Source organism: Streptomyces sp. NPDC037013 (assembly GCF_055607265.1).
Genome location: NZ_JBVJRV010000002.1, coordinates 63,184 through 88,612 on the forward strand (window position 1 = coordinate 63,184; position 25,429 = coordinate 88,612).

General features: G+C 72.2%; 22 protein-coding genes. 10 read left to right on the plus strand and 12 right to left on the minus strand.

Going from position 1 to position 25,429, the window contains the following annotated elements; translation table 11 throughout:
• Nucleotides 1-30 precede the first annotated feature (30 nt).
• The gene (locus ACZ7DY_RS05355; RefSeq protein WP_471130407.1) at nt 31-1,632 is read left to right on the plus strand and encodes an alpha/beta hydrolase; all 1,602 of its coding nucleotides are present in this window, start codon (nt 31-33) and stop codon (nt 1,630-1,632) included.
• A gap of 21 nt (nt 1,633-1,653) precedes the next feature.
• Here the strand turns inward: ACZ7DY_RS05355 and ACZ7DY_RS05360 are convergent, their stop codons facing one another.
• Nucleotides 1,654-2,541, minus strand: coding sequence for a helix-turn-helix transcriptional regulator (locus ACZ7DY_RS05360; protein WP_471130410.1), 888 nt, complete (start codon nt 2,539-2,541; stop codon nt 1,654-1,656).
• Between the two features lie 353 nt (nt 2,542-2,894).
• Between ACZ7DY_RS05360 and ACZ7DY_RS05365 the strand changes: the two genes are divergently transcribed.
• Nucleotides 2,895-4,319 carry an MFS transporter gene (locus ACZ7DY_RS05365; RefSeq protein WP_471130413.1) on the plus strand — a complete coding sequence of 475 codons (1,425 nt, stop codon included), beginning with the start codon at nt 2,895-2,897 and terminating at the stop codon, nt 4,317-4,319.
• Here ACZ7DY_RS05365 and ACZ7DY_RS05370 read toward each other — a convergent pair.
• From ACZ7DY_RS05370 to ACZ7DY_RS05380, 3 genes are all read right to left on the minus strand, one after another.
• A complete protein-coding gene (locus ACZ7DY_RS05370; protein WP_471130416.1) occupies nt 4,316-5,287 on the minus strand; it encodes a molybdopterin-dependent oxidoreductase in 972 nt (323 codons plus the stop codon). The two genes, ACZ7DY_RS05365 and ACZ7DY_RS05370, sit on opposite strands and share 4 nt — an antisense overlap.
• On the minus strand, nt 5,284-5,421 hold the full coding sequence (locus ACZ7DY_RS05375; RefSeq protein ID WP_471130419.1) for a hypothetical protein: 138 nt from the start codon (nt 5,419-5,421) through the stop codon (nt 5,284-5,286). The genes ACZ7DY_RS05370 and ACZ7DY_RS05375 overlap by 4 nt, the downstream gene beginning before the upstream one ends.
• Nucleotides 5,422-5,534: 113 nt before the next feature.
• The gene (locus tag ACZ7DY_RS05380; RefSeq protein WP_471130421.1) at nt 5,535-6,698 is read right to left on the minus strand and encodes a lipase family protein; all 1,164 of its coding nucleotides are present in this window, start codon (nt 6,696-6,698) and stop codon (nt 5,535-5,537) included.
• A 238-nt stretch (nt 6,699-6,936) separates the two neighbouring features.
• On the opposite strand from ACZ7DY_RS05380, the gene ACZ7DY_RS05385 reads away from it, so the two are divergent.
• Nucleotides 6,937-7,758, plus strand: coding sequence for a tetratricopeptide repeat protein (locus ACZ7DY_RS05385; RefSeq protein ID WP_471130424.1), 822 nt, complete (start codon nt 6,937-6,939; stop codon nt 7,756-7,758).
• On the opposite strand, the gene ACZ7DY_RS05390 is transcribed toward ACZ7DY_RS05385, so the two are convergent.
• Complete coding sequence (locus tag ACZ7DY_RS05390) at nt 7,662-8,777, minus strand: AraC family transcriptional regulator ligand-binding domain-containing protein (RefSeq protein WP_471130427.1); 1,116 nt, start codon at nt 8,775-8,777, stop codon at nt 7,662-7,664. The genes ACZ7DY_RS05385 and ACZ7DY_RS05390 overlap by 97 nt on opposite strands.
• Before the next feature lie 115 nt (nt 8,778-8,892).
• On the opposite strand from ACZ7DY_RS05390, the gene ACZ7DY_RS05395 reads away from it, so the two are divergent.
• A complete protein-coding gene (locus tag ACZ7DY_RS05395; protein WP_471130430.1) occupies nt 8,893-10,698 on the plus strand; it encodes an AMP-dependent synthetase/ligase in 1,806 nt (601 codons plus the stop codon).
• On the opposite strand, the gene ACZ7DY_RS05400 is transcribed toward ACZ7DY_RS05395, so the two are convergent.
• Entirely contained in the window at nt 10,664-10,978 is a 315-nt protein-coding gene (locus ACZ7DY_RS05400; protein ID WP_471130433.1) for an AzlD domain-containing protein, read from the minus strand. The two genes, ACZ7DY_RS05395 and ACZ7DY_RS05400, sit on opposite strands and share 35 nt — an antisense overlap.
• Nucleotides 10,975-11,739: an AzlC family ABC transporter permease gene (locus ACZ7DY_RS05405; RefSeq protein WP_471130436.1), complete on the minus strand. Its 765-nt coding sequence runs from the start codon at nt 11,737-11,739 to the stop codon at nt 10,975-10,977. Before ACZ7DY_RS05405 ends, ACZ7DY_RS05400 begins: the two co-directional genes overlap by 4 nt.
• 101 nt (nt 11,740-11,840) lie before the next feature.
• On the opposite strand from ACZ7DY_RS05405, the gene ACZ7DY_RS05410 reads away from it, so the two are divergent.
• Nucleotides 11,841-12,401, plus strand: coding sequence for a helix-turn-helix domain-containing protein (locus tag ACZ7DY_RS05410; protein ID WP_471130439.1), 561 nt, complete (start codon nt 11,841-11,843; stop codon nt 12,399-12,401).
• A gap of 274 nt (nt 12,402-12,675) precedes the next feature.
• Here ACZ7DY_RS05410 and ACZ7DY_RS05415 read toward each other — a convergent pair whose 3' ends face one another.
• Nucleotides 12,676-12,879: a cold-shock protein gene (locus ACZ7DY_RS05415; protein ID WP_006138897.1), complete on the minus strand. Its 204-nt coding sequence runs from the start codon at nt 12,877-12,879 to the stop codon at nt 12,676-12,678.
• Nucleotides 12,880-13,184: 305 nt separating this feature from the next.
• On the opposite strand from ACZ7DY_RS05415, the gene ACZ7DY_RS05420 reads away from it, so the two are divergent.
• The gene (locus ACZ7DY_RS05420; RefSeq protein WP_471132313.1) at nt 13,185-14,072 is read left to right on the plus strand and encodes a menaquinone biosynthetic enzyme MqnA/MqnD family protein; all 888 of its coding nucleotides are present in this window, start codon (nt 13,185-13,187) and stop codon (nt 14,070-14,072) included.
• A gap of 5 nt (nt 14,073-14,077) precedes the next feature.
• On the opposite strand, the gene ACZ7DY_RS05425 is transcribed toward ACZ7DY_RS05420, so the two are convergent.
• Nucleotides 14,078-15,097 (minus strand): alpha/beta hydrolase, encoded by a 1,020-nt coding sequence (locus ACZ7DY_RS05425; protein WP_471130441.1) that lies wholly within the window; start codon nt 15,095-15,097, stop codon nt 14,078-14,080.
• A gap of 160 nt (nt 15,098-15,257) precedes the next feature.
• Here ACZ7DY_RS05425 and ACZ7DY_RS05430 point away from each other — a divergent pair, with 160 nt between their 5' ends.
• Nucleotides 15,258-17,003, plus strand: coding sequence for a protein kinase domain-containing protein (locus tag ACZ7DY_RS05430; protein WP_471130444.1), 1,746 nt, complete (start codon nt 15,258-15,260; stop codon nt 17,001-17,003).
• Here the strand turns inward: ACZ7DY_RS05430 and ACZ7DY_RS05435 are convergent.
• Nucleotides 16,939-17,598 (minus strand): hypothetical protein, encoded by a 660-nt coding sequence (locus tag ACZ7DY_RS05435; protein WP_471130447.1) that lies wholly within the window; start codon nt 17,596-17,598, stop codon nt 16,939-16,941. The two genes, ACZ7DY_RS05430 and ACZ7DY_RS05435, sit on opposite strands and share 65 nt — an antisense overlap.
• A 27-nt stretch (nt 17,599-17,625) precedes the next feature.
• Nucleotides 17,626-22,365, minus strand: a complete 4,740-nt coding sequence (locus ACZ7DY_RS05440; protein WP_471130450.1) for an FtsK/SpoIIIE domain-containing protein — start codon at nt 22,363-22,365, stop codon at nt 17,626-17,628.
• A 291-nt stretch (nt 22,366-22,656) separates the two neighbouring features.
• Between ACZ7DY_RS05440 and ACZ7DY_RS05445 the strand changes: the two genes are divergently transcribed.
• Nucleotides 22,657-22,956 (plus strand): WXG100 family type VII secretion target, encoded by a 300-nt coding sequence (locus ACZ7DY_RS05445; RefSeq protein ID WP_471130453.1) that lies wholly within the window; start codon nt 22,657-22,659, stop codon nt 22,954-22,956.
• A gap of 128 nt (nt 22,957-23,084) precedes the next feature.
• Here the strand turns inward: ACZ7DY_RS05445 and ACZ7DY_RS05450 are convergent, their stop codons facing one another.
• Nucleotides 23,085-23,747 (minus strand): hypothetical protein, encoded by a 663-nt coding sequence (locus ACZ7DY_RS05450; protein WP_471130456.1) that lies wholly within the window; start codon nt 23,745-23,747, stop codon nt 23,085-23,087.
• 148 nt (nt 23,748-23,895) lie between these two features.
• Between ACZ7DY_RS05450 and ACZ7DY_RS05455 the strand changes: the two genes are divergently transcribed.
• Together ACZ7DY_RS05455 and ACZ7DY_RS05460 are read left to right on the plus strand one after the other, a co-directional pair.
• The gene (locus ACZ7DY_RS05455) at nt 23,896-24,207 is read left to right on the plus strand and encodes a WXG100 family type VII secretion target (protein ID WP_471130458.1); all 312 of its coding nucleotides are present in this window, start codon (nt 23,896-23,898) and stop codon (nt 24,205-24,207) included.
• A complete protein-coding gene (locus ACZ7DY_RS05460; RefSeq protein WP_471130461.1) occupies nt 24,204-25,421 on the plus strand; it encodes a putative T7SS-secreted protein in 1,218 nt (405 codons plus the stop codon). The genes ACZ7DY_RS05455 and ACZ7DY_RS05460 overlap by 4 nt, the downstream gene beginning before the upstream one ends.
• Nucleotides 25,422-25,429 lie beyond the last annotated feature (8 nt).

Below are 25,429 nucleotides of genomic sequence, written 5' to 3' on the forward strand. Positions count from 1 at the left end.
GAGCGAGGGGCAACAGCCTGGGAGGTTGCCGTGCGTGGAGCCTGTGCAATCGCCGGTGTCACGGTGCTGGTCGTCGTGGGAGCGGGCGTGCCGGCCGTGGCTTCGGCCACCACCGCCGCCGACGCGGACGGCCGCGGCCGGCCCGATCTGTCGCGGTACTACACGCAGAAGATCAAGTGGGCCGCGTGCAAGGGCGGCACCGAGGCCGTGGCCGAGGCCACCGGCGGTGCCAAGGACTTCCGGTGCGGGCACGTGACCGTCCCGATCGACTACGCGAAGCCCGCCGCCGGGACCGTCGACGTCGCGATGATCCGGTTGAAGTCCAGCGCGAGCGGCAAGCCGCGCGGCTCCCTGCTGCTGAACTTCGGCGGACCCGGCGGGCCGGGCGTCGCCGCGCTCGCCGGTTCGCAGAAGGAGTTCGGCTTCCTCAGCAAGGAGTACGACATCGTCTCCTTCGACCCGCGTGGCGTCGGCCTGAGCGAGCCCGTCAGCTGTGGCGACCCCTCCGGTCAGGCCGACCCCACCGCCGAGGGGTCGGACGACCCGGCCGCCGTACTGAAGGAGCTGCGGAAGGTCGCCAAGGAGTGCGAGGCGAAGTCCGGTCCCGTGCTGCCGCACATGGGGACGGTCAACGTCTCCCGCGACCTGGACGTCATGCGCCAGGCCCTCGGCGACAAGAAACTCAACTACCTGGGCTTCTCCTACGGCACGCGGCTGGGCGCCGTCTACGCCGCCCAGTTCCCCGGGAAGGTCGGGCGGATGACGCTCGACGGCGTGGACACGCTCACCGAACCCGTCGCCGCGCAGTCCCTCGTGACCGCCGAGGGACGCCAGACGGCTCTCGACAACTTCCTCACCTGGTGCACCGGGAACGCCGGCTGCGTCTTCGGCACCGACTCGCGCACCGCGCGGCAGAGCGTGGTCAAGCTCATCCAGGACATGGACCGGATGCCGCTGCGGTCCATGGAGGGCCAGAAGTTCACCGGCCAGGACGTCGTCGGCGTCCTCAGCCAGGCCCTGTACAGCAGGCAGGCCTGGCCGGCGCTCTCACAGGCGCTCGGCGCGCTCCTCGCGGACGGTGACCCGCGGGCGCTGATCCGGATGAGCGGCGGCCTTCCCGGCGGGGTGGTGCCCGGGCGGGGCGTGCCGGGGCGCGGGCTGCCGGGCCGGGACATGGCCGGGGGTGAGGTGCCTCCGGACAACATGACCGCCGCGCTCATGGCCGTGAACTGCGCCGACGACCCCGACCGGCCCGACGCCGCACACATAGAGAAGGAAGTCGGCAGGCTCCAGAAGGAGTTCGAGGAGGCGTCGCCCGTCTTCGGCAAATCGATGCTGATGCCGGTGCTTCTCTGCTTCGGCCGGCCCCCCGGGACCCGCTACATCCGGGACGACGTACGCGACGTGAAGTCGCCGAAGCTGCTGCTCGTCGGTACGCGGGGCGACCCGGCCACGCCGTACCGCTGGACGGAGGAGACCGCGCGCCGGCTCGGCCCGCAGGCCGTCGTCCTGGACAACAAGGGCGACGGACACACCGGTTACCTCGGCTCCAAGTGCGTGCAGGACAAGGTGGACGGGTTCCTGCTGTACGGGGAGACGCCCGCCAACGGCAGCTCGTGCGCGGCGGAGTAGGCGGCCCCCGCGTGTGTGCCGTCAGGTCAGTGCGAGCATCGCCGACTCGTCCGGCGTGCCGGGCGGGGCCTGGTAGACCACCATGCGCTGACCGCCCGTCCGCGCCAGCGTCATCACTTCGTACGTGAGGGTCATCGGGCCGACCTTCGGGTGCTCGAACGTCTTGGTGCCGCCACCGCGCTCACTCACGTCGTACCGCTCCCAGATGCGGGCGAAGTCCGGTGATTTCAGGAGGAGTTCACCGACCAGGTTGGTCAGCTGGGGCGAGTCCGTGTCGGTACCGCTGATCGCGCGCAGGTGCGACACCGACTTCGCGACCGTCTCCTCCCAGGGGCGGTAGAGCACGCGGCCCACCGGGTGCAGGAAGAGGTAGCGCAGGACGTTGCGCCGCTCCTCGGGCCACTCCCACAGGCCGGGGAGGAGTGCCTTGCCTGGGGAGTTGGCGGCCAGCATGTAACTGTGCCTGCTCACCACGTACGCGGGCAGCGGGGCCAGCGCCTCCAGCGTGCGCAGCGTGGACTCGCGGACCGTGTGGTCGGCCGTGGGGTGCGGCTCCGTCAGGCGGCCCGAGGCCAGCTCCGCCAGGTCGCGCAGCCGGTCGTGGGCCTCACCGGTCAGGCGCAGGGCGCGCGCGAGGGCGTCGATGACGGGCGGGGAGGGGTTCGTCTCCCGGCCGCGCTCCAGACGCGTGTAGTAGTCGACGCTCACCCCGGCCAGGGTGGCCAGCTCCTCGCGGCGCAGGCCCGGCGTCCGGCGCAGGCCCGTGCCCGCGGGCAGGCCCGCCTCGGCCGGGGTCACCCTGGCGCGGCGGGCACGGAGGTACCTGCCCAGTTCCGTGCCGGTGGGCGGGGTGGGGGCGGGTGCGGGTGCGGCCGCTGGGGCGGCCGTGCTCGCTGTGCTGTCCGTCATCCGGCCATTGTCCCTGGCCGGTGCCGGGCGTGGGGGGCCGTGTCAGGGCCAGGAACGCGGGACCCCGGTGAGGCGCGGCCTGCCACTTCGCGGGGCGGCGGCGGAGAGTGGGTGTTGTTGCGGGCGGCTCGGCCGCCGGGGCCCAGGTGGTGCGTGTCACCGGCCGCGGTTTCGGTGGGGATGCCGCCCGCACGGGGCGTTGCCGTCTGCCGTTTGTGCCGTCTCTCTTCGCCGCTCCGCGGCCAGGGCTTCGCCGCTCCGCGGCGGTTTTTTCCCACCCGCCCACCCGTGCTCCGCACCGTCGCGGGGTCGTACTCTTCGCCGCTCCGCGGCGTGTCCACCGTAGGAGTTTCATGTCTGCCGGCGTTCTCGTTTCCCGGCCCGTTCGGTCTCGGGCTCTGCCTCATGGGCGGCAGGGCTCGCCCGGCCTCGCTCTCCTCGCCGCTCTGCTCGGCTTCACCGTCATCACCATCGACGTCACCGCCGTGAACATTGCGCTGCCCGACATCCGTGCCGATCTGCACGGCGGCATGGCGGGGCTGCAGTGGGTCGTGGACGCGTACACCCTCATGTTCGCGGCGCTGATGCTCTCCGCCGGGGCGCTCGCCGACCGGGCGGGGGCGCGGCAGGCCTACGTGTGGGGCGTGGGGCTCTTCACCGCCGCGTCGCTGGCGTGCGCGCTCGCGCCGGGCATCGGGACGCTGATCGCCGCCCGGGTCGCGCAGGGCGCGGGCGCCGCCGTGGTGATGCCCGCCTCGCTCGCGCTGATCCGGCAGGCGTACGACGACCCGCGCCGCCGGGCCCGCGCCATCGCGCTGTGGACGGTCGGCGGCTCCGCGGCCGTCGCGGTGGGGCCGGTGCTCGGCGGGGTGCTCACGGAGAGCGCGGGGTGGCGTTCCGTCTTCCTGCTCAACCTGCCCGTGGGCGCGCTGATCCTCGCCCTGCTGGCCCGTACTGCCCGCTCACCGCGGCGTCCCGCGCCGCTCGACCTGGGCGGTCAGGCGACCGCCGTCCTCACGCTCGCGGGGCTCGCGTTCGCGGTCATCGAGGGCGGGCACCTGGGGTGGACGAGTCCGCCCGTGCTGGCGGCCTTCGCCGTGGCCGCCGGTTCCGGGGTCGCCTTCCGTGCCGTCGAGAAGCGGCATGCCGCGCCGATGGTGCCGCTCGGGCTGCTGCGGCAGCGGCAGGTGGGGGTGGCGCTCGCGGTGGGCTTCGCGGTGAACGCCGGTTTCTACGGCGTGACGTTCCTCCTCGGCCTCTACTACCAGCAGCTGCGCGGCATGTCGGGCGTGGCGGCGGGGCTGATGTTCGTGCCGCTCGCCGTCTTCATCACCGGGACCAATCTCGTCTCGCCGCGCGCCGCCGAGCGGTTCGGGCGGCGCCGGGTCATCGTGCTGGGGCAGGCGGTTCTCGCCCTCGCCATGTTCGTGCTGGTCCCGCTGGACGCCGGTACGCCGCTGTGGCTCGTCCTTCTCCTGCTGGTGCCGACCGGTCTCGGTGGCGCCTTCGCCGTCCCCGCGCTGACCGCCCAGCTGATGGACAGCGTTCCGGGCGAGCGCGCGGGCACGGCCTCCGGGCTCCTCAACTCCCTGCGCCAGACCGGCGGTGCGATGTCGGTGGCCCTGTTCGGCGGGCTGCTCGCGGGCGGCGCCGGCACGGGCGCCGCCGGGTTCTCGCTCCCGGGGATGCGCACCGGTCTCGTGGTGGTGGGCCTCACCCTCTGCGCCACCACCGCCCTCGCGGCGTGGCTGCTGCCGCGTGACCGGCGGGCCGCCTAGCCGACCGTGAAGGCGACCTCGTGGACGGAGTTGCGAGAGCCGGGCGGCGGCTGGGTGCGGCCCGCCGCGTCCGTCGCGCGGGAGCGGACGGTGTGCGGGCCCGGCGGCAGCGAGCGGCGCAGCGAGAAGCCCTGCCAGGTCGGCTCGGCGCCGAGGGTGTCGAGGGCGGCGGTCTCCCACGGGCCGCCGTCGACGGAGAGTTCGAGGCGGACGACTTCCGTCGTGGACCAGGTGCGGCCCCTGAACGTCACGGTGGAGCCCCGCAGTTCGGCGCCGTCGGCGGGCGAGAGGATCTTGCTGTTGACGTCCACCTCGCGCACCGGCCGCGGCACGTCGCTGCCGGGCACGGTCCGTGTGTAGAGGGTCGTGGTGAACATGTGCCGCGGGCGTTCGTCGGTCAGGACGATCCGGGTCAGCCACTTCACCGAGTTGGTGCCGAACATACGGGGGACCACGGCCCGCAGCGGATGGCCGTGCCGGGGGCGCAGCGGTGCGCCGTTCATGCCGTGGGCCAGGAACACGGTGCGGTGCGCCGTCTCCAGGGGGAGGTCCTTGACGTACGAGAGGCCGTCCTCGTCGCGGTAGGTGCCGGTGTCGGCGCCCTCGAAGACCACGTGCCGGGCGGTGGGCAGCGGCGCCGCGCGGTCCAGGAGCGTGGCCAGGGGCAGGCCCGTCCACTCCACGTTCGTCACCGCGCGCGTCGGGGTGTCGGGGCGCAGCGGGCTGCCGAAGCACTCGTGGACGGCGGTGAGTTGACGTGCGGGGAGGGCCAGAAGCGCGGTCAGGTCCAGGCGCAGGGGCCGCTCCACCAGGCCCTCCACCGTCAGCGTCCACGCGGCGGGGTCGATCTCCGGCAGGCCCAGGTGGGCGCGGACGAAGACACGGTCGACGGGGGTGATGAAGTCGGGGCCCGGCGCGGGGTCGGCCAGGGAGGGATCGCCCGGCGGGGGTGTCAGCGGTGCGGTCATCGGGCGGCTCCGTGTCCGGGGCCCTCCGCGTCGGCGTCCGGCTCCGCCGGGAGGCGGTGCGGCACCGTGTCGGACGCCTTCAACGCCAGGGCGAACAGGGCCAGCATGGCCAGGGCCGTGGATGTGATCAGCATGACGAGAAATCCCCCCGGTTCTCGAAGCACTGCAGGAAGGGATCCCTGCCAACCTCAAGATCCTAGGGGGATGTCCTGGCGCTGCCCACTTCTTTTCTACGGCGGGGCGGAGTTCAGCAGTTGCCGTGCGCCGGCTTGCCCGCGAACCGGTCCGCGAGCCACTGCGCGGCGAACGGCGACTGGGTGATCACGCCGCTGACGTGCTCGCCGACGGGCACCGTGTGCCACTCCACGTCCGCGCCCTTCGCGCACCAGTCCTCGCGGACCTGTTTGCCGACGCCGTACGGGATGAGCTCGTCGGCGAGCGCGTGGTACTGGTAGACGGGCGCGTCCGGCCGGACCGTGCCGACGCGCGACTCGTCCAGCCGCCGCTGCCAGTCGGGCCGGTCGAGGGGGTTCTTCGTCGTCATCGACGCGATCGTCTTGAAGGAGCCGAGCACGGCGCCGTCCGCGACGCAGCTGTTCTTCATGGCGCCGACGAGCGCCTTGCCGACCGGGTTGAGGTAGGAGTCGAGGTTCAGTTCGGGGAAGGCCGCGTTCTGGCCGATCGCCGCCATGAAGATCAGGCCGGAGCCGTACGAGCCGTCGTTTAACTTCGCGACCTTCAGCAGGTCGCCGGGTATCCCGCCGGTCGCCGTGCCCTTCACGTCGAGGTCGGGCGCGTACGAGCCGTGCAGCTCGGCCGCCCACGACGAGGCCTGGCCGCCCTGCGAGTACCCCATGATGCCGACCGGCGTGTCCTTGCCGAGGCCCGCCTCGGGGAGCCGGATCGCGGCGCGCGCGGCGTCCAGCATGGCCTGGCCCTCGGCGCGGCCCACCGTGTAGGTGTGGTCGCCGGGGGTGCCGAGGCCCTCGTAGTCGGTGACGGCGACGGCCCAGCCGCGCAGGGTGAGCTGCTGGATGAGGTTGGCCTCCACGGCGGTGCCGGTGGGGAAGCCGGCGCTGGGCGCGCAGCGGTCGGCGACGCCGACGGTGCCGACGGCGTACGTGATCAGGGGGCGCGGTCCCTTCCTGCCGTCCTGGGGCACGATGACCGTGCCGGAGACGGTGTTGGGTTCGCCGGTGGCCGTGGTCGACCGGTAGTGGATCTTCCAGGCCCTGGTGTTCGTCGGCTGGCCCGGCAGCGGGTGGAAGCTGCTCGGCTCGGAGCTGACGATGGAGCCGGGGGGCGCGGCGCCGTCGCTGTCGTCGGCGTGCGCCGCGGCGAGCGGGGTGACGGCCGACAGGCCGAGCGCGGCGGCCACGGCCCACGCTCCGGGGCCGGTGCGTATGTGCATGCGGCACTCCCAACTGTCCTGAGGGGTGGAGGGGTACGCGGAAGACCGTAGTGAGCCGCATGTGCGTTACGGGCTGACCGGGACGCTCACCTTCGTTGACCGCGGCTCGCAGGTGTTCAGGCCGCCGCCCCGGCGCTACGTTCCCAGAGGGGGAGCCGCGGGCTCTGGCACGAGTGGACGAGAGCGCGAGTGGACGAGAGCGGGACTCCACCACCCGACCTTCGAACGGAGGACCGCCATGCCGGAAGAGACCAGCCAGCCGCGGCCCGCCGGCCTGGAGCAGGCGCTCGCCTGCTTCCACGAGGCCCGCGGTCTGACGGACCCGGACGAGTCGCCGGGGGTCTACGGCATCATCCTGCACGACATCGCCGACACCTACCGCGACGCCCACGACCTCGAGGAGGCCGTCGAGCACTACCGGCAGGCCGTCTCGTACAAGCAGCGGGCCGGCAATCCGAGCGACCTCGCCACCACGATGACCGCGCTCGCCACCACCCTGGTGACGATGGGCGAGCGGGCCGAGGCGCGGGACGTACTCGACCGGCTTGCCGTCGAGGCGACGAAGATCGAGGACATCGAGCGGCGGGCCGCGGTGCTGCACAACATGGCCCTCACGTACGAGGAGTTGGGGAACCTGGGCGACGAGGGCGCCCACGCGGACGGGGTGGCCGCCTGCCAGGCGGTGCTCGCGCTCATCGACGGCGAGACCGACCCCGGCTGGTACGCGTCCGTGCTCAAGGACATGGGCGACGCCTACGCCGCGCAGGACATGCTGGCGCAGGCGCATGTCGCCTACGAGGAGGCGGTCCGGTACACGCGGCGCATCGAGGGACAGCCGGCCTCGCTGATCACGGTGCTCATCGCGCTCGGCCGCACCAGCAGGCGGCTCGGCAGGCTCGCGGGGGAGACGGCGGAGGCCGACGGCGCCCTGGTCAACGGCGCGTTGGTGGGGGAGGCGGGGGCTCAGCCGTGGGGCGCGGGGTCCGCCACCCCGGCGTCCGGGACCCCTGCGGCCGATGGGGGCGGACCCGACGGTGCGGGGGAGGGCGAGGAGCCGTAGAGCGGCGGGCCCGACGGCCGTTCGGTCTCCGTCCGGTAGGCGCCCGGCGTCGTCCCCGTCCACCGCCGGAACGCCCGGTGGAAGGCGGTGTCCTCGGAGAAGCCGAGCCGCGCGGCGAGCTCCGCGATCGGCTCGTGGCCCTCGGCGAGGCCGGCGATCGCCGCGTCGCGCCGCACCGCGTCCTTCAGCCGCTGGTACGACGTGGACTCCTGGGCGAGACGGCGGCGCAGCGTCGCCGGGCTCACCGCGAGCCGTGCCGCGATCTCGCCGAGCGAGGGCATGCGCGGCGACGAGCGCAGTGCGTGGGCGAGTGCGCGGCGCACCTGCTCGGCGACGGTCGTGCCGTACTCGCGGCGGCTGAGCAGCTCGAACGGTGCCCGGCGCAGCATCTCGTCCAGCGCGTCCTCGTCCCTGATCAGCGGCGCGTCCAGCCAGTGCGGATCGAACCCGGCTCCGGTGCGTCCGGCGCCGAACCGCACCGGGCAGCCGAAGAGCAGCTCGTACTCGTCCTTGTGCGGGGGCGGCGGATGGCCGAACGCGGCCCAGCGCAGCGGGATGCGGCGGCCGATCAGCCAGCTGCACAGGCGGTGCCAGATGATGACGAGGCACTCGGCGAGGAAGTAGTCCTGTTCCAGGTCGTTGCGGACGCCGAACACCGCCTCGCCCGGGTGCCGTTCGAGGACGAGGTCGGGTCCGCCGGGGAACAGGCCGTAGAAGGTGGTGCCGCGGCGCACGGCGGCGCCGAGGTCGTGGCAGCCCAGTGAGGCCCGGCACATCATCGCGAACGTGCCGGGTCTGCTGACGGCGGCGCCGAGGCCGAGGAACTCGTCCTGGGTGACGCGGTACAGCTCACGGAAGAGCCGGGCGAACTGAGGCTCGGTGACCCTGGCCCGGTCGTCGCCGAGGAGCAGGGGCGGGATCTGCGCCCCCCGCAGCAGCGGCACGGTGTCGACGCCGCGCCGTTCGGCGCCGCGCAGCACGGCCCGCACATGGTGCACGGTGATCGTCCGCCTGGCCATGCCACGACGTTAGCGCCGGTGGGGCCGGGCCAGAACACCGCGTGAGCGCCCGGGTCAGTGGTGCTGACGTTTTCCGTCATCCCGGCGGCCGGGCCCGCTCCCTAGCGTCGTACCCATGCAGCAGACGCGGAAGGACCCGCCGGAGCGGGCCGAACTGCCCGGCACCCTGGCCCTGTTGACCGAGTGGGCGGCCCAGCGCCACGGCACGCTGCCCGCCCTGCGGTTCCGGCGCGAGGGGGCGTGGACGGAGCTGTCGTACACCGGGCTGCGGGACGCCGCCCGCCGGGTGGGCCGGGCCCTGCTGGCACTCGGCGTGCGCCCGGACGACCGGGTGGCGGTCCTCGCCGAGACCCGGCCCGAGTGGACCGTCACGCACTTCGGCGTGCTGGCGGTGGGCGCGGTCGTGGTGCCGGTCTACCCGACGGCGGGCGACGAGGAGGTGGCGTGGGTCGTGGCCGACTCGGGGGCGTCGGTGGTGATCTGCGAGGACGAGGAGCAGGCGGCGAAGATCGAGCGGCTGCGCGGGCGGTTCCCGGGAGTGCGGCACGTGACCCTCATGACGCGCGAGCCGGACGAACTTGGCCCGGAGGAAGAGCTGTTGGCCCGGGCTGCGGCCCGCGAGAGCGGCGACCTGGCCACCATCATCTACACCTCGGGCACCACGGGCCCGCCCAAGGGCTGCCTGCTCACGCACGGCAACCTGCTGGCCGTGCAGGGCGCGACCGTGCCGCTGGTCGACGGCGGCCCCGGCGACTCGACCTACCTCTACCTGCCGCTCGCCCATCTCCTCGCCCAGCTCATCGAGTTCACGACGCTCGTCGGCGGCGCCACGCTCACCTTCTTCGGCGGACGCGTCGAGGACGTCGTCGGGGAGCTGGCCGAGGCGCGGCCCACGCATCTGCCGTCCGTGCCGCGGCTCTTCGAGAAGGTGCGGTCGGTGGTGCTGTCCCTCGCCGAGGCCGAGGAGGGCGGCCGCGAACGGTTCGAGGAGGCGGTGCGCATCGGCGTCCTCGCCGCCGACGGAGCCCTGCCCGAGGAGCTGCGCGCCGCGTACGAAGAGGCCGACAAGAGGCTCTACGGCCTGGTCAGGCAGGCGCTGGGCGGGCGCGTCAGGTGGGCGCTCACCGGCGGCGCGCCCATCGCGCCCGACACCGTGGACTTCCTGCGGGCCTGCGGCATCGCGGTCTACGAGGGGTACGGGATGACGGAGTCCGCGGGCGTCCTCACCCTCAACCACCCGGGCGCCGTGCGGTACGGGACCGTCGGCAGGCCCGTGGACGGCGTGGAGCTGCGCATCGCCGACGACGGCGAGGTCCTCGCCCGCGGCGCCATGGTCTTCCCCGGCTACCACGGCAACCCCGGGGCCACCCGGGAGGCCCTCGACGCGGAGGGCTGGCTGCACACGGGAGACCTCGGCGCACTGGACGAGGACGGCTACCTCACCATCACGGGCCGCAAGAAGGACCTCATCATCACCTCGGGCGGCAAGAACCTCACCCCTTCGCTGAGCGAACTCGCCATCCAGGGCTCGCGGTTCGTCTCCCGCGCCGTGATGGTCGGCGACCACCGCCCCTATCCGGTCGCGCTCGTCACCCTCGACGTGGAGGAGGTGAGGGGCTGGGCGGCGCGCGAAGGGGTGGAGCTGACCGGCCCCGTCTCCCGCGACCCGCGCGTGCGCGCCCTGGTCAGACAGGCCGTGGACGCCGCCAACGCCACGGTCTCGCGCCCCGCCCGCATCCGCGCCTTCGCCGTCCTGGACGAGGATTTCACGGTCGAGGACGGACTCCTCACGCCGAGCCTGAAGGTGCGCAGGAAGGCGGTGACGGAGCGGTACGCGGCCGTGGTCGAGGAGTTGTACGAGAGGGACACGGCACCGGAGCCGGACGCTACGGCAGCCCCGCGAGCCGCAACAGCGCCGTAGTCGCCGCCGCGCCCACCACGACCACGGCGAACGGCGCCCTGCGCCAGGCGAGCACCCCGCCGGCCAGCACCCCGGCGGGCCTGGCCCACCCCGCGAAGCCCTGGCCCTCGGTGAGCGCCCCGGTGGCGAGCAGCGCGACGAGCAGCACCGTCGCGCCCACCGTCAGCAACTCCTGCACCCGCGCCGGGAGTTCCACACGCCCGTGCAGGACGGGTCCGGCCAGCCGGAAGGCGTACGTGCCCGCGGCGAGGGTGAGGACACAGGCGAGCGTGGCGTTCACGAGGCACTCCTCGACGAGGCGGGACGGGGGCGGCGGGGCCCGCGCCGCGCCGCGAGCAGCCCGAGGAGGGCGAGCAGCACCGGTACGCCCGCGGGGAGCAGCGGCGCGGCGGCGACCGCGACGACGGCACCGGCGGCGGAGGCCCGCCGCGCCGCGCTGTCACCGCGCAGCGCGGGCAGCACGAGGGCGAGCAGCACCGCGGGGAAGGCGGCGTCGAGCCCGAACCGGTCGGTGTCGCCGAGGGCGGAACCGGCGAGGGCGCCGCCGAGCACGCTGAGGTTCCACGCGACGAACAGCCCGATCCCCGATATCCAGAACGCGGCCTTGCGCTGGGCGCGGCCCCGCTGGGCGAGGACGAACGCGGCGGTCTCGTCCGTGACGAGGTGCGCGCCGATCAGCCGGGCCGGCCAGGACCGGCCGAGGTCGTCGGCGAGGGCGAGACTGAACGCCGCCGTACGGGAGTTGAGCAGCAGCCCGGTCGCGGCGGCGGCGACCGGGCCGCCGCCCGCGGTGAGGATGCCGACGGCGCTGAACTGGGCGGAGCCCGCGTAGACGAGCAGCGACATGAGGACCGGCACCCACAGGGGCAGCCCGCCCGCGACGGCGATGGCGCCGAACGAGATTCCGACTACGGCGTCGGCGAGCCAGACGAGTGCGATGTCGCGCAGCACGCCGGGCGGTAGGTCGGTGAGGCGGACGAGGCCGCCGGATTCCCCTTCCGTTCGGCCGGGCGGGTCATCTGTTCGGTGTGGCGAACGCATGGGTCGTAGGATGGGCAGAGCGGGCCCCGTTCGTCAAGCCGAACGATCGGCCCGCTCTACCGAACGCAAAGATCACGGGGAGAGGGCGAGGAGAAGCACAGATGACCGACGGGTCCCGCATGCCGCGCGAATGGGTCGCGGCGGCCCTGCGCCGCGAGCGCACCAGGGCCGGGCTCTCCCTCTCCGAGCTGGCCAAGCGCGCCGGCATCGCGAAGTCGACGCTCTCCCAGCTGGAGGCGGCCACCGGCAACCCCGGCATCGAGACGCTCTGGGCGCTGGCCGTCGCGCTCGGCGTGCCGTTCAGCGTCCTCGTGGAGTCACCCGCGCCCGCGGTGACGGTGATCCGCGCGGGCGAGGGTCCGACGATGCTCGCCGAGAACTCCTCGTACGCGGGCACGCTGCTCTCGGCGGGCCCGACCGGGGTGCGGCGCGACATCTACCACGGCGCGCTGGAGCCCGGCCCCGCGCGCGAGTCCGACCCGCACATCCCCGGCACGGTGGAGCACCTGGTCATCAGCACGGGCCGCCTCCTGGCGGGCCCGCAGAACGAGACGGTGGAACTGTCCCCCGGCGACTACATGTCGTACCGAGGCGATGTCCCCCACTCCTACGAGGCCCTGGAACCGACCACGACCTTCGTCATGATCATGCAGCACGTATAGACCGGCTGAGGGGGAGAGCCGCCCCGAAGGGGCGCTCTCCAGGGGCGCGGGGAACTGCGCGCTCAACCCCCACAACCGGCCACCCGGCGAAACCACACAAAGCCCCCGGAACCAACCCCGCCCCCACCCCCCCCACAAGGCCCAGGGGCCAGAAAAAGGCAGGAGCCCCGCCTCCCCCGCCGAAACGGAGGAGCAGGGCTCCTTGGGTACTGCTATCCATCTCCGGATCTGGTCACCGGAGCAACCACACGCCCCACTCGCGTGAGGCGCCCGATTACATCGGGGTGACGTTCTCCGCCTGCGGGCCCTTCGGACCCTGCGTCACGTCGAAGGAAACGGCCTGGTTCTCCTCGAGGGAGCGGAAGCCGTTCGCGTTGATCGCGGAGTAGTGGACGAAGACGTCCGGGCCGCCGCCTTCCTGGGCAATGAAGCCAAAGCCCTTTTCAGCGTTGAACCACTTCACGGTTCCGGTAGCCATAAGCCCTCCTTGGGCCAAAGGGTTGCCCTGCTCCAGAACCAGCGATTGTTTAAACAACTGCATAAGTCTGAAAACGACGAGAGCCTGCGGGGTCACATGCTCCGCAGGCTCTGTACTGCAAGGGAAACCAAACTGCAACTTGCGGCGAGCTTAGCACGCAGACCGGGGAATGCAATAGGGGGCAAGATCACGTCACCCGGAGGTTTGACGGGGCCCCGGACGGGGTTGACGGTGGGCCCCCGTGCGCCCCGGCGCCCGCACCGTACCGCAAGGGGGCTAGCCTCCCCGATGTGGACAATTCTCCCCTGGACGCCTCCGCGGGGGCGGGCGCCGAACAGCCGCACGGCTCCCGCCGCATTCCCCGGCCGCGCGTCGGTCACATCCAGTTCCTGAACTGCCTGCCCCTGTACTGGGGCCTCGCGCGGACCGGGACCCTCCTCGACTTCGAGCTGACCAAGGACACCCCCGAGAAGCTCAGCGAGCAGCTGGTCAGGGGCGAGCTCGACATCGCGCCGGTCACCCTCGTGGAGTTCCTGAAGAACGCCGGCGACCTCGTCGCCTTCCCCGACCTCGCGGTCGGCTGCGACGGCCCCGTCATGTCCTGCGTGATCGTCTCGCAGGTGCCGCTGGACCGGCTCGACGGCGCCCGGGTGGCGCTCGGCTCGACCTCGCGGACCTCCGTACGGCTCGCCCAGCTGCTCCTCGCCGAGCGGTACGGCGTCCGGCCCGACTACTACACGTGCCCGCCCGACCTGGGGCTGATGATGCAGGAGGCGGACGCCGCCGTGCTCATCGGCGACGCGGCGCTGCGCGCCAACCTGCTCGACGGGCCCCGGCTCGGCCTGGACGTGTACGACCTCGGGCAGATGTGGAAGGAGTGGACGGGCCTGCCGTTCGTCTTCGCCGTCTGGGCGGCCCGGCGCGAGTACGCGACGCGTGAGCCGGACGTGGTGCGCGAGGTGCACAAGGCGTTCCTCTCCTCCCGCGACCTCTCCCTCGCGGAGGTGACGAAGGTCGCCGAGCAGGCCGCGCGCTGGGAGTCCTTCGACGCCGGTGTCCTGGAGCGGTACTTCACGACGCTCGACTTCCGCTTCGGCGCCGAGCAGCTGGAGGGCGTCACCGAGTTCGCCCGCCGGGTCGGTCCGACGACGGGTTTCCCGTCTGACGTACGGGTGGAGCTCCTCCAGCCGTAGCCGGTTCAGCCGTTCGGGATGGGCGCCTGCATGTGTCCGCTGATCCACTGGATGGGGCCGTCGGCCATGGCGGGCACGTAGGAACGGGCGTTGTGGCCGCCGCCCTGGATGACGTTGAGCCGCGTCTTCACGGGGCCCTTCCCGTACTTCTCGATGAAGGACCGCAGGTTGGCCCGGCCGGATTCCTCCGTGCCGATCTGGAAGGCGATGTCGACCTCCGGGCCGCCGCGCCGGGCGAGGAGCCGGGCGAGGCGCTCCGGGTCGTTGGCCCTGCGCTCCTTCTCGTGGCCGGCCCAGAGCGGGGAGTCCGGGACGGTGTCCGGGCCGCTCGCGATCACGGCGCGGAACTTCTCCGGATGCTTCAGGACCGACTTGAGGCCGACGAAGCCACCGGACGAGGAGCCCATGAAGGCCCAGCCGTCACGGGACCTGAAGGTACGGAAATTGGCCTTGACGAAATCGGGGACGTCGTCCGTCATCCAGGTGCCCATTCTGGGCTGTCCCGGGATATCGCTGCCGTCGTAATAGTGCTTTGCGTCCGGATTGAGTACGGGCATCACCACGATGAACGGCAGGCTCTTCCCTTCCCGCGACCACCGGGCGATGCTGCTCTCCAGCTTGAGGTCGGTCCCCATCCAGTAATTGGTGGGATAGCCGTTGCCGCCGGGCAGCGCTATCAGTACCGGGAAGCCGCTGTTCGCGTACTTCGGGTCGAAGTACTGCTTCGGCGCCCAGACCCATACCTTGCCGGTGAATCCGGACTTCTTTCCCTTCAGCGTCGTCACGCCGATCCTGGTGCCGTCCTCCAGGGTGTTCTCCGTCGTGAAGGACGCCTTGGGCCCCGTCGGCAGCAGCGTCTTGTCCGCCGCCGCGCCCTTCGCCTGCCGGGTGGCGCCCGAGGGCTTCGGGCCGTCGAAGTCCACCGGCTCGCCCTTGCCGGACGAACAGGCCGACAGGAGCAGGGCCGGGGCCAGGGCCGCGGCGGTCGCGGCGAGGGCGGTGCGGGGCGGGCGGCGGCGGTGCATGGGGACCTCGGAGCGGGGACGTAGGCGAGCAATACGGTCGATACGGGGATGAAGAGGGGGATTCGGCCGAGGACGTTCCCCCGTCGGCTTCCGCACTACGCTGAACCCGGTGCTGAGGCGCGCGAGGTGTCAGGCGGCACGCCTGGGGGAGGCCAAGGTCATGCATCCGCTCGAAGCCGGCGAACCCACCGCGATCGGTCCCTACCGGCTGCTCGGCCGGCTGGGCTCGGGCGGCATGGGCCGGGTCTATCTGGGGCGCAGCGAGGGCGGCCGTACCGTCGCGGTCAAGATCGTGCATCCGCACTTCGCGCTCGACGAAGAGTTCCGCGCCCGCTTCCGCCGGGAGGTCGACGCGGCGCGCCGGGTGGGCGGCGACTGGACGGCGCCCGTCCTGGACGCCGACCCCGACGCGTCCGTGCCGTGGGTCGCCACGGGGTACGCGGCGGGCCCCTCGCTCACGGAGGCGGTACGGGACGGCGGCGTCCTGCCCGAGCACTCCGTACGCGTCCTGGGCGCGGGCCTCGCCGAGGCGCTGGCGCACGTGCACGGCCTCGGCCTCGTCCACCGCGACGTGAAGCCGTCGAACGTGCTGCTCACCCTCGACGGGCCGCGCCTGATCGACTTCGGCATCGCGCGGGCCACCGACGGCACCGCCTCGCTCACCGCCACCGGCGCCTCCGTCGGCTCACCCGGCTACATGGCGCCCGAGCAGATCCTCGGCCGGGGCGTCACGGGCGCCGCGGACGTCTTCTCGCTCGGCGCGGTCCTGGTGTACGGGGCGACGGGCGCCTCCCCCTTCCCCGGCGACTCGTCGGCGGCACTGCTCTACAAGGTCGTCCACGAGGAGCCCGACCTCGGCGCGCTCGGCGGGGAGTTGAGGGAGCTCGCGGCCGCCTGCCTCGCCAAGGAAGCGGCCGCGCGGCCCGCCCCCGAGGAGCTGGCGCGCCGGCTCGCCCCGCACGGCGCGGCCGGGCTCGTCGCGGCCGGCTGGCTGCCGGGGCCCGTGGTGGAGCGGGTCAGCCGGAGCGCGGTGCGGCTGCTCGACCTGGACACGGGGGCGGGAGCGGGCGCCGCCGCCGGGGCGGTGGCGGCGGACGCGCCCTCCGGGCCCGTGGCGTTCCACACGCCGTCCGTCGAGGGGTCGTTCGGGCCGCCCGACCCCTCGTACGCCGTGCCCGCCGGGTTCGCGGGCCGCACGCCGCCGCCCGCCTCGCCTCCGGATTCACCTGCACCTTCGGAACCTTCGAGGCCTTCCGTGCCGGTGCCCCGCTCCGAGGCGTCCGCGGAGACCCGGCCGCCCGGCAGATTCTCCGTCTCCGTGGCCGCCACCTCCACGCCCGAAGGCGCGAACGGGCGCGGGCGCAGGGTCAGTTGTACGGTCGCGCTCGCCGTGGCGGGAGCGATGGCCGCCGCCACCGTCGGCACGGTCTTCGTCCTCGGGCTGCTGCGGGGGCACGACGACGATTCGTCGGCCGGCGCCGGCAAGCCGCCCTCCTCCGCCCTCTCGCCCACCCCCTCGGCCGACATGGACTCTCCCGGCGCCGGCACCGGGCGCGGGGTGCCCGAGGCCTACCTCGGCACGTGGCGCGGCAAGGCCGACGCGAGCGGCGGCACGATCCCCCTCGGCACGTTCACCGTCACCGTGCGCCAGGCGAAGCCGGGACAGCGGCTCGGCACGGTCGTGCAGCGCGACCCGATCGACAACACCTGCACCGACGTCCTCACCCTCAAGTCGGCGGGGAAAAAGGTCCTCGTGGCGACGGCCGAGGGGGCGAAGGACAACGGCGGCCAGTGCTCGCAGACGGCCCACACGGTCTACCTGCGGCCGGCCGGCGAGCACCTCACGTATACGTCGGACGATCCCGGGGCGGGGAATCCGCGGGCGCGGCTGGCTCCGGTGGAGTGAGCCGCGCGCGGCGCCGCACGACGTACAGGTGGATGAGACGGCCGCCCACCACCGCGCAGAACACGGCCGCCGCGATCCCCGGCAGCAACAGGTAGGGGTACCTCTCGTGGACCCAGCAGGGCTCGCCGTGCGCGAAGCACTCCGGGCCCCTGCGGCGGAGCCGGGGCCTGGCCGCCGCGAAGCAGACCAGCAGGAGCAGGCACGTCAGGGCCGTGCCCGGGAGCGCGGCGAGGGCCCAGCCCGCCGAACGGGCCTTCCGCTTCCGCCACTTGGCCCGCATCAGCGGCGCGACGATCCCGGCCACGGCGGGCGGGAAGAGCAGCCCGACGGTGATCGCGAAGCCGTAGCCGCCGCCGGGCCAGCCGGGGGCCACCTCGCCCCACAGCGTCGCACCCCAGGCCATGTCCCCCAGCGCGAACAGCACGACGGAGACGAGGACGGCGAGGAACACCAGCGTCCCGAAGAGCCGGTTGCCCCGCTCGCCCTTCTCCGCCCGCTTCCCCGGCCGGCCGGAGCCCCGCGCCCCGGGCACGTGCGCGTACGTCAGCGACGGCCCGGCGGCGCGCCGCCGTGGCCTGCGCGATGAACCGCCCATGGCCTCCCCCCTTCCCCCGCTTCGGCCCTACAACGGGGTCGTCAGCGTGGCGAGTTCACCGTTGCCGAGGTGCAGCATGCCCTTGCCCGGTGCCACCGGACCGCCCACCACGCTGCGCGAGATCCGGAGCCCGATCAGATCGCCGCTGGAGCTGTCCTGCGGCGAGAGCAGAATGCCGCGGCGGCCCTTCTTCGCGTCGACCTGCCAGCCCGAGAAGCCGCTGCAGACGTCCTCCTCGTCACCGGCGAGGACCAGCGCGAGCCCCTCGTCGGCACCGCGCTGGATGATCCGCTTGAACTGGCTCGCCGCGTCGGCGTCCTCCAGCATCTCGGCGTCGTCGATGAGCACCACCACCGGGTCCTCCCGGGACGCGTCCGCCTCGTCGAGGAGCTCCTCGAACTCGTCCTCGTCGATGTCGTCACCGGTGAACACCTTCAACACACCCTCGGCGCCCTCCAGTTCGCGCAGCGGCGACTGGCGCGGGGCGGCGACGATCAGCCGTACGCCCTGCGCGCGGAAGGAACGCGCCATGTTCATCAGGACCGTCGAGCGACCCGACTTCGCGGGGCCCGCGATGACGAACGCCGGCACGCCCTGCGCCAGGTCGGGCCCGTACCCCATGACCTCGTCGCCGCCGATGCCGACCAGCGCCCACAGCTTGGAGCGCGAGGCGTCCGGGTCGCGCAGCTCCCACGCCTCGTCGAACGTGATGCGGCTCGGCAGGGTGTCGACGCGGAACGGGCGCCGGTGGCGCGGCACATCGGCGTCGCGCGCCGCCGCCCGCTCGCCGATCGCCGCGATGGCCGCCGCCTGCCCCTGACCCGTGGAGTCCTCGGAGAGCAGCGCGAACTGGGTCTCCGTGCCGCTCTCGTTCCTGAAGGCGCGGCCCGGCGCGATCTCCTCGGGGACCTTGCGGGCCGGGATGCCGAGCATCGAGAAGTCGGAGCGGTCCGCGAGGCGCAGGCCGTACTTGTCCTCGGTGAGGGAGGAGATGCGGCCCACCAGGATCTGCCGGTCACCCGTCATGACCATGTGGATGCCGACGCTCGCGCCCTCCCGCATGATCGTGGTGACCTCGTCCGTCAGGGAGCCGTGGTCGACCTCGCCGAGCGTGGGCAGCCAGCCCTCCCAGCGGTCGAGCAGCACGACGACGTGCGGCAGCCGCTCGTCCTCGGCCGCGTCGGCCCGCTGCTCGCCGATGTCCGCGTACCCCTTGTCGGCGAGCAGGTCCTGGCGGCGCGTGAGTTCGGACTTGAGGCGGTTGATGAGGCGCACCACGCGCTCGGTCTGGTTGCGGCCGACGACGGCGCCGCAGTGCGGCAGCCGGGTCAGCGCGTTCAGCGCGCCGTTGCCGCAGTCGATGCCGTACAGATGGACGTCGGCGCAGGAGTGCGTGCGCGCCAGGGAGCCCGCGATGGTCCGCAGGACCTGCGAGCGGCCGGAGCGCGGCGCGCCGCCGATCATCAGGTGGCCGAAGGTCGCGAAGTCCACGACGACCGGGCGGCGCGCCTGGTCGGCCGGGAGGTCCTCGACGCCGAACGCGGCCGGCGCGAGCGAACCGGGCGTGGTGCGCGGCGCCGGTGCCGGGATCTCGTCGAGCAGGACGGTCTCGCCGAGCGCGGGCAGCCACGGGCTGTGCTGGGCGGGGATCCCCATGACCCGGTTGGCCTCGATGATCTCGTCGACCAGGACCTTCAGGTCGGTGATCTCCTCCTCCTCGCGGGCCTCGGCCTTCGGCTTCACCAGCGAGGCGCGGCCGAGCGCCGACCAGTCCAGGGCGTCCACCCAGGGCGCGAGCACGGTCGGGTCCGCGGCGCCCGGCCTGCGGCCACCGACCCGGCCCGACTGGAACGGCACGAGGGAGGCGTGCCCGAGACGCACGTACGCGCGACCCGGGGTGTTCTTGGAGATGTGCCCGGCCTCGGGGGAGTCGATGACGTCGCTGGACTCGCCGCCGTCGGTGACGCGCAGCGCGATGCGGAGGTTGGTGTTGGCGCGGATCTCGGGGGAGACGACACCGCTCGGCCGCTGCGTGGCGAGCAGCAGGTGGATGCCGAGCGAACGGCCGCGCTGCGCGATGTTCACGAGCCCCGTCACGAAGTCGGGCAGGTCGCGCACCATGGAGGCGAACTCGTCGATGACGATGAGGAGTCGGGGCACCGGCGGGTGCGAGGGATCGCGCCGCACCAGGTCCTGGTAGTCCTCGATGTCCTTGGCGTCGGCGTCGGCGAGGATGTGCTCGCGCCGCTTCAGCTCGGCGCCGAGCGACTCAAGGGCGCGCTCGACGAGGTGCGCGTCGAGGTCGGTGACCATGCCGACGGTGTGCGGCAGCTTCACGCAGTCCTTGAACGCGGAGCCGCCCTTGTAGTCGACGAGGACGAAGGTCATGTTCTCCGGCGTATTGGCCACGGCGAGCGCGGCCACGATCGTCTGCAGCAGCTCCGACTTACCGGAACCGGTCGTACCCGCGATCAGACCGTGCGGGCCGTCCTTGCGCATGTCGATGCCGAACGGCCCGTCGTACGACTCACCGATGACGGCCATCGTCGACTGCCCGCCCGCCTGCCAGCGCGCGGTGATCGCGCCGGACGTCGGCGGCTCCAGCTGCAGTACGTCGAGGAGCCGGCTGGAGGCGGGCAGCGCCGAGTCCTCGGTCTCCCCGCTGATGTCGCGCAGCGGCGACACCGCCCGCGCCAGGCGCAGGCACCAGGCGGGGGTCACGAAGTCGGGCCGTACGTCGCGCAGCCGCTCCGCGCCCGTCATCTCCACGCGCAGCCGCAGCTCCCGTGGGGCGCTCGCGCGGTGGGTGTCGGGCGCGGTGGTGTGCCAGGCCTGGAAGGAGGGGAAGCCGCCGGGGGCCTGCTGCGGCGGGGCGGGCGCGTGCGGTACGCCGAGGGGTGCCGACCCGGCCGCGTACGCGTCGGGGTCCGGCTTCGGCTCGGCGACCACGAAGGCCTGGCACTCGCCGGGCAGGAACCGCTCCTCGGTGTCGAGGCAGAGGGCGTACATGTGCACGGCCGGGCCCTCGCGGAGCAGCCGTACGACGCCCGGCAGCGACCGCAGCCGCCGCGAGCCGTCCCAGACCACGACGATGTCCGGATCGGAGAAATTGGCGCCCTGGCTCTTGTTCTCCTCCATGGCCTTGGCGCGGGCGTCGAGGATCTGGGTCAGCTCGCCGATGCGGGCGCCGACGGTCTCGGCGTCCGTGCCGATGAGGACGTTGACGTCCTGGCCGCCCGAGGGCCGGGCGTGCGGCAGCCACCGCACCCAGTCCCAGTTCTCCTTGGCGGTGTTCTCGGTCAGCACGTAGAACTGCACGTCCATCGGGCTGTGCAGCGTCGCGGTCTGCGCGACGGCCCAGCGGCCGAGGGCGGCGGCCGAATCGCCGGGCCCGGCGATGCCGATGACCCCGAGCCCCTTCAACGGCAGCGCGACCGGGGCGTCCTCGATCTTCCACGTCACCTGCCGCCGGTGGTCGTCCATCTCCGGGTCGTCGAGCACAACCTCGGAGGGGAGCTGCCCGGTGCCGAAGCGCAGGAGCAGGTGATCGGCGTCGGTGCGGCGCCGCTCCCAGAGCCGGGTGCGGGGGCCGGTGCCGAGGGCGAGGACGGCGGCGGGGTCGGGGACGGCGTTGCGCCGGTCGAGCCGCTCGGCGATCAGCGCGTCCCGGGCGTCCTTCTCGATCCGCGCCTTGGTCTCCTTGTACTCCTTGATCTGCTTCGCATGGGACTTGCGCCCGTGCTTCTTGTCCATGAAGTAGTTGCCGAAGAGCATGATCGGGCTGAGCCCCGCCATGATCAGGTAGTACCAGCGCCCGAAGATCATCGCCGCCACGACGGCACCGACCAGCGGGAACAGCGCCATCAACCACGGCAGCGGCCGCGCCTCGAACTCCCGCGGCGGGGTGGGCAGCCGGAAGGTGGTCTGCCGCTCGGGCGGGCGCAGCCGCGGCGGCCGGTTGTAGTCGAGGCCCGCGCCGTCCTCGGACCACTTGAGCGCGGCGTTCGGGGGCGTGTAACGGACGAGTTCGAGGAGGGTGTTGCCGAGGGCGATCTGCGCGCCGAGCGGCCAGTCGACGGTATCGAGCCGCCCCTTGGCCCGAGCCGCCCTGGCCCTCTCCTTGCGCTCGCTCCGCTCCTGCTTCTCCCGCTTCTCGCGGGCCTTCCTCGCCTTCTTGGTCTCTCCCTCGGGCGGCACCGCGGGAAGGGGCTCGGGCTCCTCCTTCTCCTCGCCGAAGGGTGCGCCGTCGAGGGTCACCCCCGCCTTGTCCTTCTCGTCCCCGTGCAGGGTGGCCCGGCAGGTGCCGTCCGTTGCAACTGACAACGTCAGGGCGCGGGCCGGCATCTCCGGATCGTCGATACGTATGTACGAGGCGGGCCCGCTGCCGATGTCGTACCGCCCGACCCCGAGCCGGTGCACGGAGCCGGCCGCGGTACCGCCCGCGACGCGCAGCTCGACCAGACCGGAGGGCTCGCCCGGCAGACAGCCGGCCGGGTCGTCGAGGCTGACGACGACGCCCTCGCGCAGTGGCGAGGTGACGACGGTGGCGGCGGGATCGACGGCGTAGCCGTCCACGTAGATCACCGGGGCGCCGCCGCCCGGGGCGTGCTGCCCCTGTCCGATGGGGATGATCTGCGCCCCGCTGTGGCCGACCTGCCGGGCCAGTTCCACCGCGATGTCCCGCACGGTGGACTCGGGATCGGCGTCGAGAACCACGTCGGCGGAGCCCCCGCCGAACGGATCGACGACGGTCAGAGTCAGGCGCACGATCGTCCTCCCCGGAGCTGAACAATGCGCCTGACGATATCCGCTCCCCCCTTCCCACCGGCAACGGCCCGTACCGTCCCGCACCCGCCCGCACCGCGAAACCGCACGCGCCGCTTCGCGAAACCGCACGCGCCGCTTCGCAGTCGCTCATAGCAGAGCTGTGACTCAACCGGACTGTGATCACATCCGCCCCACCCGTAAGCTGCTGGCGCAAGAGCGGAAGATCGCACCATCCGCGTAACGGGAGCCACGGGGGTTGGCCCTGCGGCCAGTTGAATAGGAGAGAGCCTCATGGCCAAGGACCTTGATGTCACATATCAGGACATGCGAGACGCGGCCAAGCACGTGGTCAAGGAGAAGGACAAGCTCAAGGAGAAGCTCGACGGCCTGCGGAAGTACATCGCGAACCTCGTCGAGACGGGCTACGTCACGAAGAGCTCGTCGAAGGCGTTCGACGAGAACTTCGACGAGTTCGTCAAGGGCGCGAAGGACACCCTGGACGGCCTCGACGGCATGGGCGACTACCTGACCAACGCCGCCGACAAGTTCGAGCAGATCGACGACGAACTGGGCAAGGCCGCGCGCAAGTAACCGAAGCTGCGCGATGCCGGCGGAGTGGGGAGTGCCGGAGATAAACCTCCGCCACCCCCGCCCGACGGCCGTCGGGCATGCACCGTCGATGAGGTGGCCCACGAGGGCCAACCTCGTTTCGATGCAGGTCAGTTGCCGTCCGAGGGCTGACGAATCGCGTACATGTGGAGTTCACTGCGGAACTCCTCGGTCGTGAGGCGTATCCAGGATCCGTCACGGAACTTCAACAGCAGCAACTGCGTCCGGAACTCGCCGTGGAACGGGTCGACAAGGGTGGCCTGCTCAAGGGGCAGGCGCGCGACGACCTCCATGCGCTTCTCCCGTCCTGTGGAGACGCGCCGCGGCGGGGCCGCGAGGACGATCTCGGTCTCGGTCGCGACGACGAGGCGCTGATGGTGAGGGGAGTGGCTGTACCAGTGCAGCAGGAACTGTCCGGCTTCTCCACTCCAGTTGCCGTCGAAGACGCGGTCGAGCCCCTGCTCGGCGACGAGCAGCTTGCACCGCTGCTCGTCCTCGCGCGCCCTGCGGTTGTCGCCGCCGGTGCTCTCGGTCAGCTCGCGCAGCCGGTCCAGCAGGGAGAGCAGCGCGACGATCGGCATGAGCGGTACGGCCAGTGCCGTGCCGAGCATGGCGAGCGGGGGCATGGTCGCGGGCCGCAACTGCGGTTCGCCGGCGGCCCGCAGGACCTCGGCCGGCGGGGGCGGGATCTTGTCGATGGTGCACCAGCCCGCCGCCTCGGCCCGGACACCGAGCCGCTCGGTGATCACGCGTTGGTCGCCCCTGGATGTCACGTCAAGACCCTCCTCGTCGGAACGGAACAGGCTTGCTGCAGTCGTGAGCGTATCGGGTGCCGGGTGGCAGCCGAGAAGAGGTATTCGGACGGCGCGGCCGATTCTGTCGGGCGCTTTGCCGAAAGCAGTCAGAAGGGGGGTGGTCCTCGTGGGGGACCACATAAAAGCGGATCTCGCCGCCATCAAGAAGTGTTCGCGGGACCTGGGCAAGATTCACGATGAGTTCGAACGCAACGGAAATCCTGCCGACGAGTACGGGCAGGCGGTCGGGCACGGCGGCCTGAAGGACGCGTTCTCGGAATTCGGGGACACCTGGAAGAAGACCAGGAAGAAGCTCATGAAGGAGCTCGAGAAGCTGGCCGAGTTCACGTCGACCGCCGCCAAGACGTACGACGAGATCGATCATGAGTTGGCCAAGGCGATCAGGGAAGCCAAGGCGCAGAGCAAGGGGAAGAAATGAGCAGGACGGACAGCGACTGGCCCCCGCTGTGGCATGACGACCCGACGCCGGGCGACCCGGAGGAAGTGGCCGAACTCGGTCGCAAGTTGCGCAAGATGGCCGACATGATCGATGAGCAGTCCCGGGTCATCAAGGCCCTCGCCTCGGTGGAGGGCTGGGACAGCGAGGCCGGGCGGGGCTTCCACGAGATGGCGGGCGGCACCGCGGACAAGCTCAAGAAGTCGTACGAGCGCTACGACGAGGCGGCCAAGGCCATCGGCGAGCAGGTGCGCGAGGGAAGTTCGGATGAGTTCGCCAGCGAGATGCGCAGGGCGCAGCGGAAGGCCGACAAGGCGCTGAGCGACTATCGCGACGCCAAGGCCGACCACGATGTCGCCGAGCGTGAGGTGAAGAAGTTCACCGACAAGTACCCCATGAACAACATTCCCGCGAAGGACAAGGAGGAGTACGACCGCTGGGTCGAGAAGAAGGCGGAATCCCTGCGCCGTATCGGCGGTGCGCGGAAACTGGTGAAGGACGCGAGGGAGATCTACGACGACGCGGGGGACAAGGCCGCCAAGCACATCAAGAACGTCGTGCACCATGACGACGTACGCGATCCCGGCGGTTTCATGAACTTCCTCGCGGACTGGGCCGATGCTCTCTCGAACATATCAGCCGTACTGTCCGTGCTCGCGGTGATATGCGCGTTTGTCCCGCCGCTCCAGTTCCTCGTGCCGATCTTCGCGACGCTCGCCGTGATCACCAGTGCCGCAGCCCTCGCCGGCCATGCGTACGACATGGTGGCGCGCGGCGGGAAACTCGACTTCATGAAGCTGGGAAGCGATCTGCTGGGCGTGCTCCCCGGGCTCGGTGCCCTGAAGGGATTCAAGCTGGTCAAGGGGCTCAAGGGGTTGTCGAAGCTGAAGGCCGTGCGCTTCGGCGGTCTGCGCGCCCTGGACGGTGTCGGACACAACTTCCTGAACGGCGTCGCGGTCAAGACGGCCAACAAGATCCTCGGACGCACGGCGCGCAAGGATCTCCTGGACGGCAAGAAGGTCACCGCCGCCATCAAGGGAGCCGGTCTGGCGAGCGCCCTGAACAGGATGTTCCACGGCGAGAACGGTGAGAAGACCGGCTACCAGGAGCCGGCCAAGAAGCCGGCACCCATGCCCACCCCAAGCCCGTCGCCCCGCCCCTCGCCCAAGCCGTTCAACGCGGCCCTGGCAGCCTGACGGCCGAG

Coding starts and splice junctions, on each gene's coding strand:
- ACZ7DY_RS05360 (WP_471130410.1), bottom strand. CDS start 2,541: ATGACGGACAGCACAGCGAGCACGGCCGCCCCAGCGGCCGCACCCGCA.
- ACZ7DY_RS05365 (WP_471130413.1), top strand. CDS start 2,895: ATGTCTGCCGGCGTTCTCGTTTCCCGGCCCGTTCGGTCTCGGGCTCTG.
- ACZ7DY_RS05370 (WP_471130416.1), bottom strand. CDS start 5,287: ATGACCGCACCGCTGACACCCCCGCCGGGCGATCCCTCCCTGGCCGAC.
- ACZ7DY_RS05375 (WP_471130419.1), bottom strand. CDS start 5,421: ATGCTGATCACATCCACGGCCCTGGCCATGCTGGCCCTGTTCGCCCTG.
- ACZ7DY_RS05380 (WP_471130421.1), bottom strand. CDS start 6,698: ATGCACATACGCACCGGCCCCGGAGCGTGGGCCGTGGCCGCCGCGCTC.
- ACZ7DY_RS05385 (WP_471130424.1), top strand. CDS start 6,937: ATGCCGGAAGAGACCAGCCAGCCGCGGCCCGCCGGCCTGGAGCAGGCG.
- ACZ7DY_RS05390 (WP_471130427.1), bottom strand. CDS start 8,777: ATGGCCAGGCGGACGATCACCGTGCACCATGTGCGGGCCGTGCTGCGC.
- ACZ7DY_RS05395 (WP_471130430.1), top strand. CDS start 8,893: ATGCAGCAGACGCGGAAGGACCCGCCGGAGCGGGCCGAACTGCCCGGC.
- ACZ7DY_RS05405 (WP_471130436.1), bottom strand. CDS start 11,739: ATGCGTTCGCCACACCGAACAGATGACCCGCCCGGCCGAACGGAAGGG.
- ACZ7DY_RS05410 (WP_471130439.1), top strand. CDS start 11,841: ATGACCGACGGGTCCCGCATGCCGCGCGAATGGGTCGCGGCGGCCCTG.
- ACZ7DY_RS05415 (WP_006138897.1), bottom strand. CDS start 12,879: ATGGCTACCGGAACCGTGAAGTGGTTCAACGCTGAAAAGGGCTTTGGC.
- ACZ7DY_RS05425 (WP_471130441.1), bottom strand. CDS start 15,097: ATGCACCGCCGCCGCCCGCCCCGCACCGCCCTCGCCGCGACCGCCGCG.
- ACZ7DY_RS05430 (WP_471130444.1), top strand. CDS start 15,258: ATGCATCCGCTCGAAGCCGGCGAACCCACCGCGATCGGTCCCTACCGG.
- ACZ7DY_RS05435 (WP_471130447.1), bottom strand. CDS start 17,598: ATGGGCGGTTCATCGCGCAGGCCACGGCGGCGCGCCGCCGGGCCGTCG.
- ACZ7DY_RS05445 (WP_471130453.1), top strand. CDS start 22,657: ATGGCCAAGGACCTTGATGTCACATATCAGGACATGCGAGACGCGGCC.
- ACZ7DY_RS05460 (WP_471130461.1), top strand. CDS start 24,204: ATGAGCAGGACGGACAGCGACTGGCCCCCGCTGTGGCATGACGACCCG.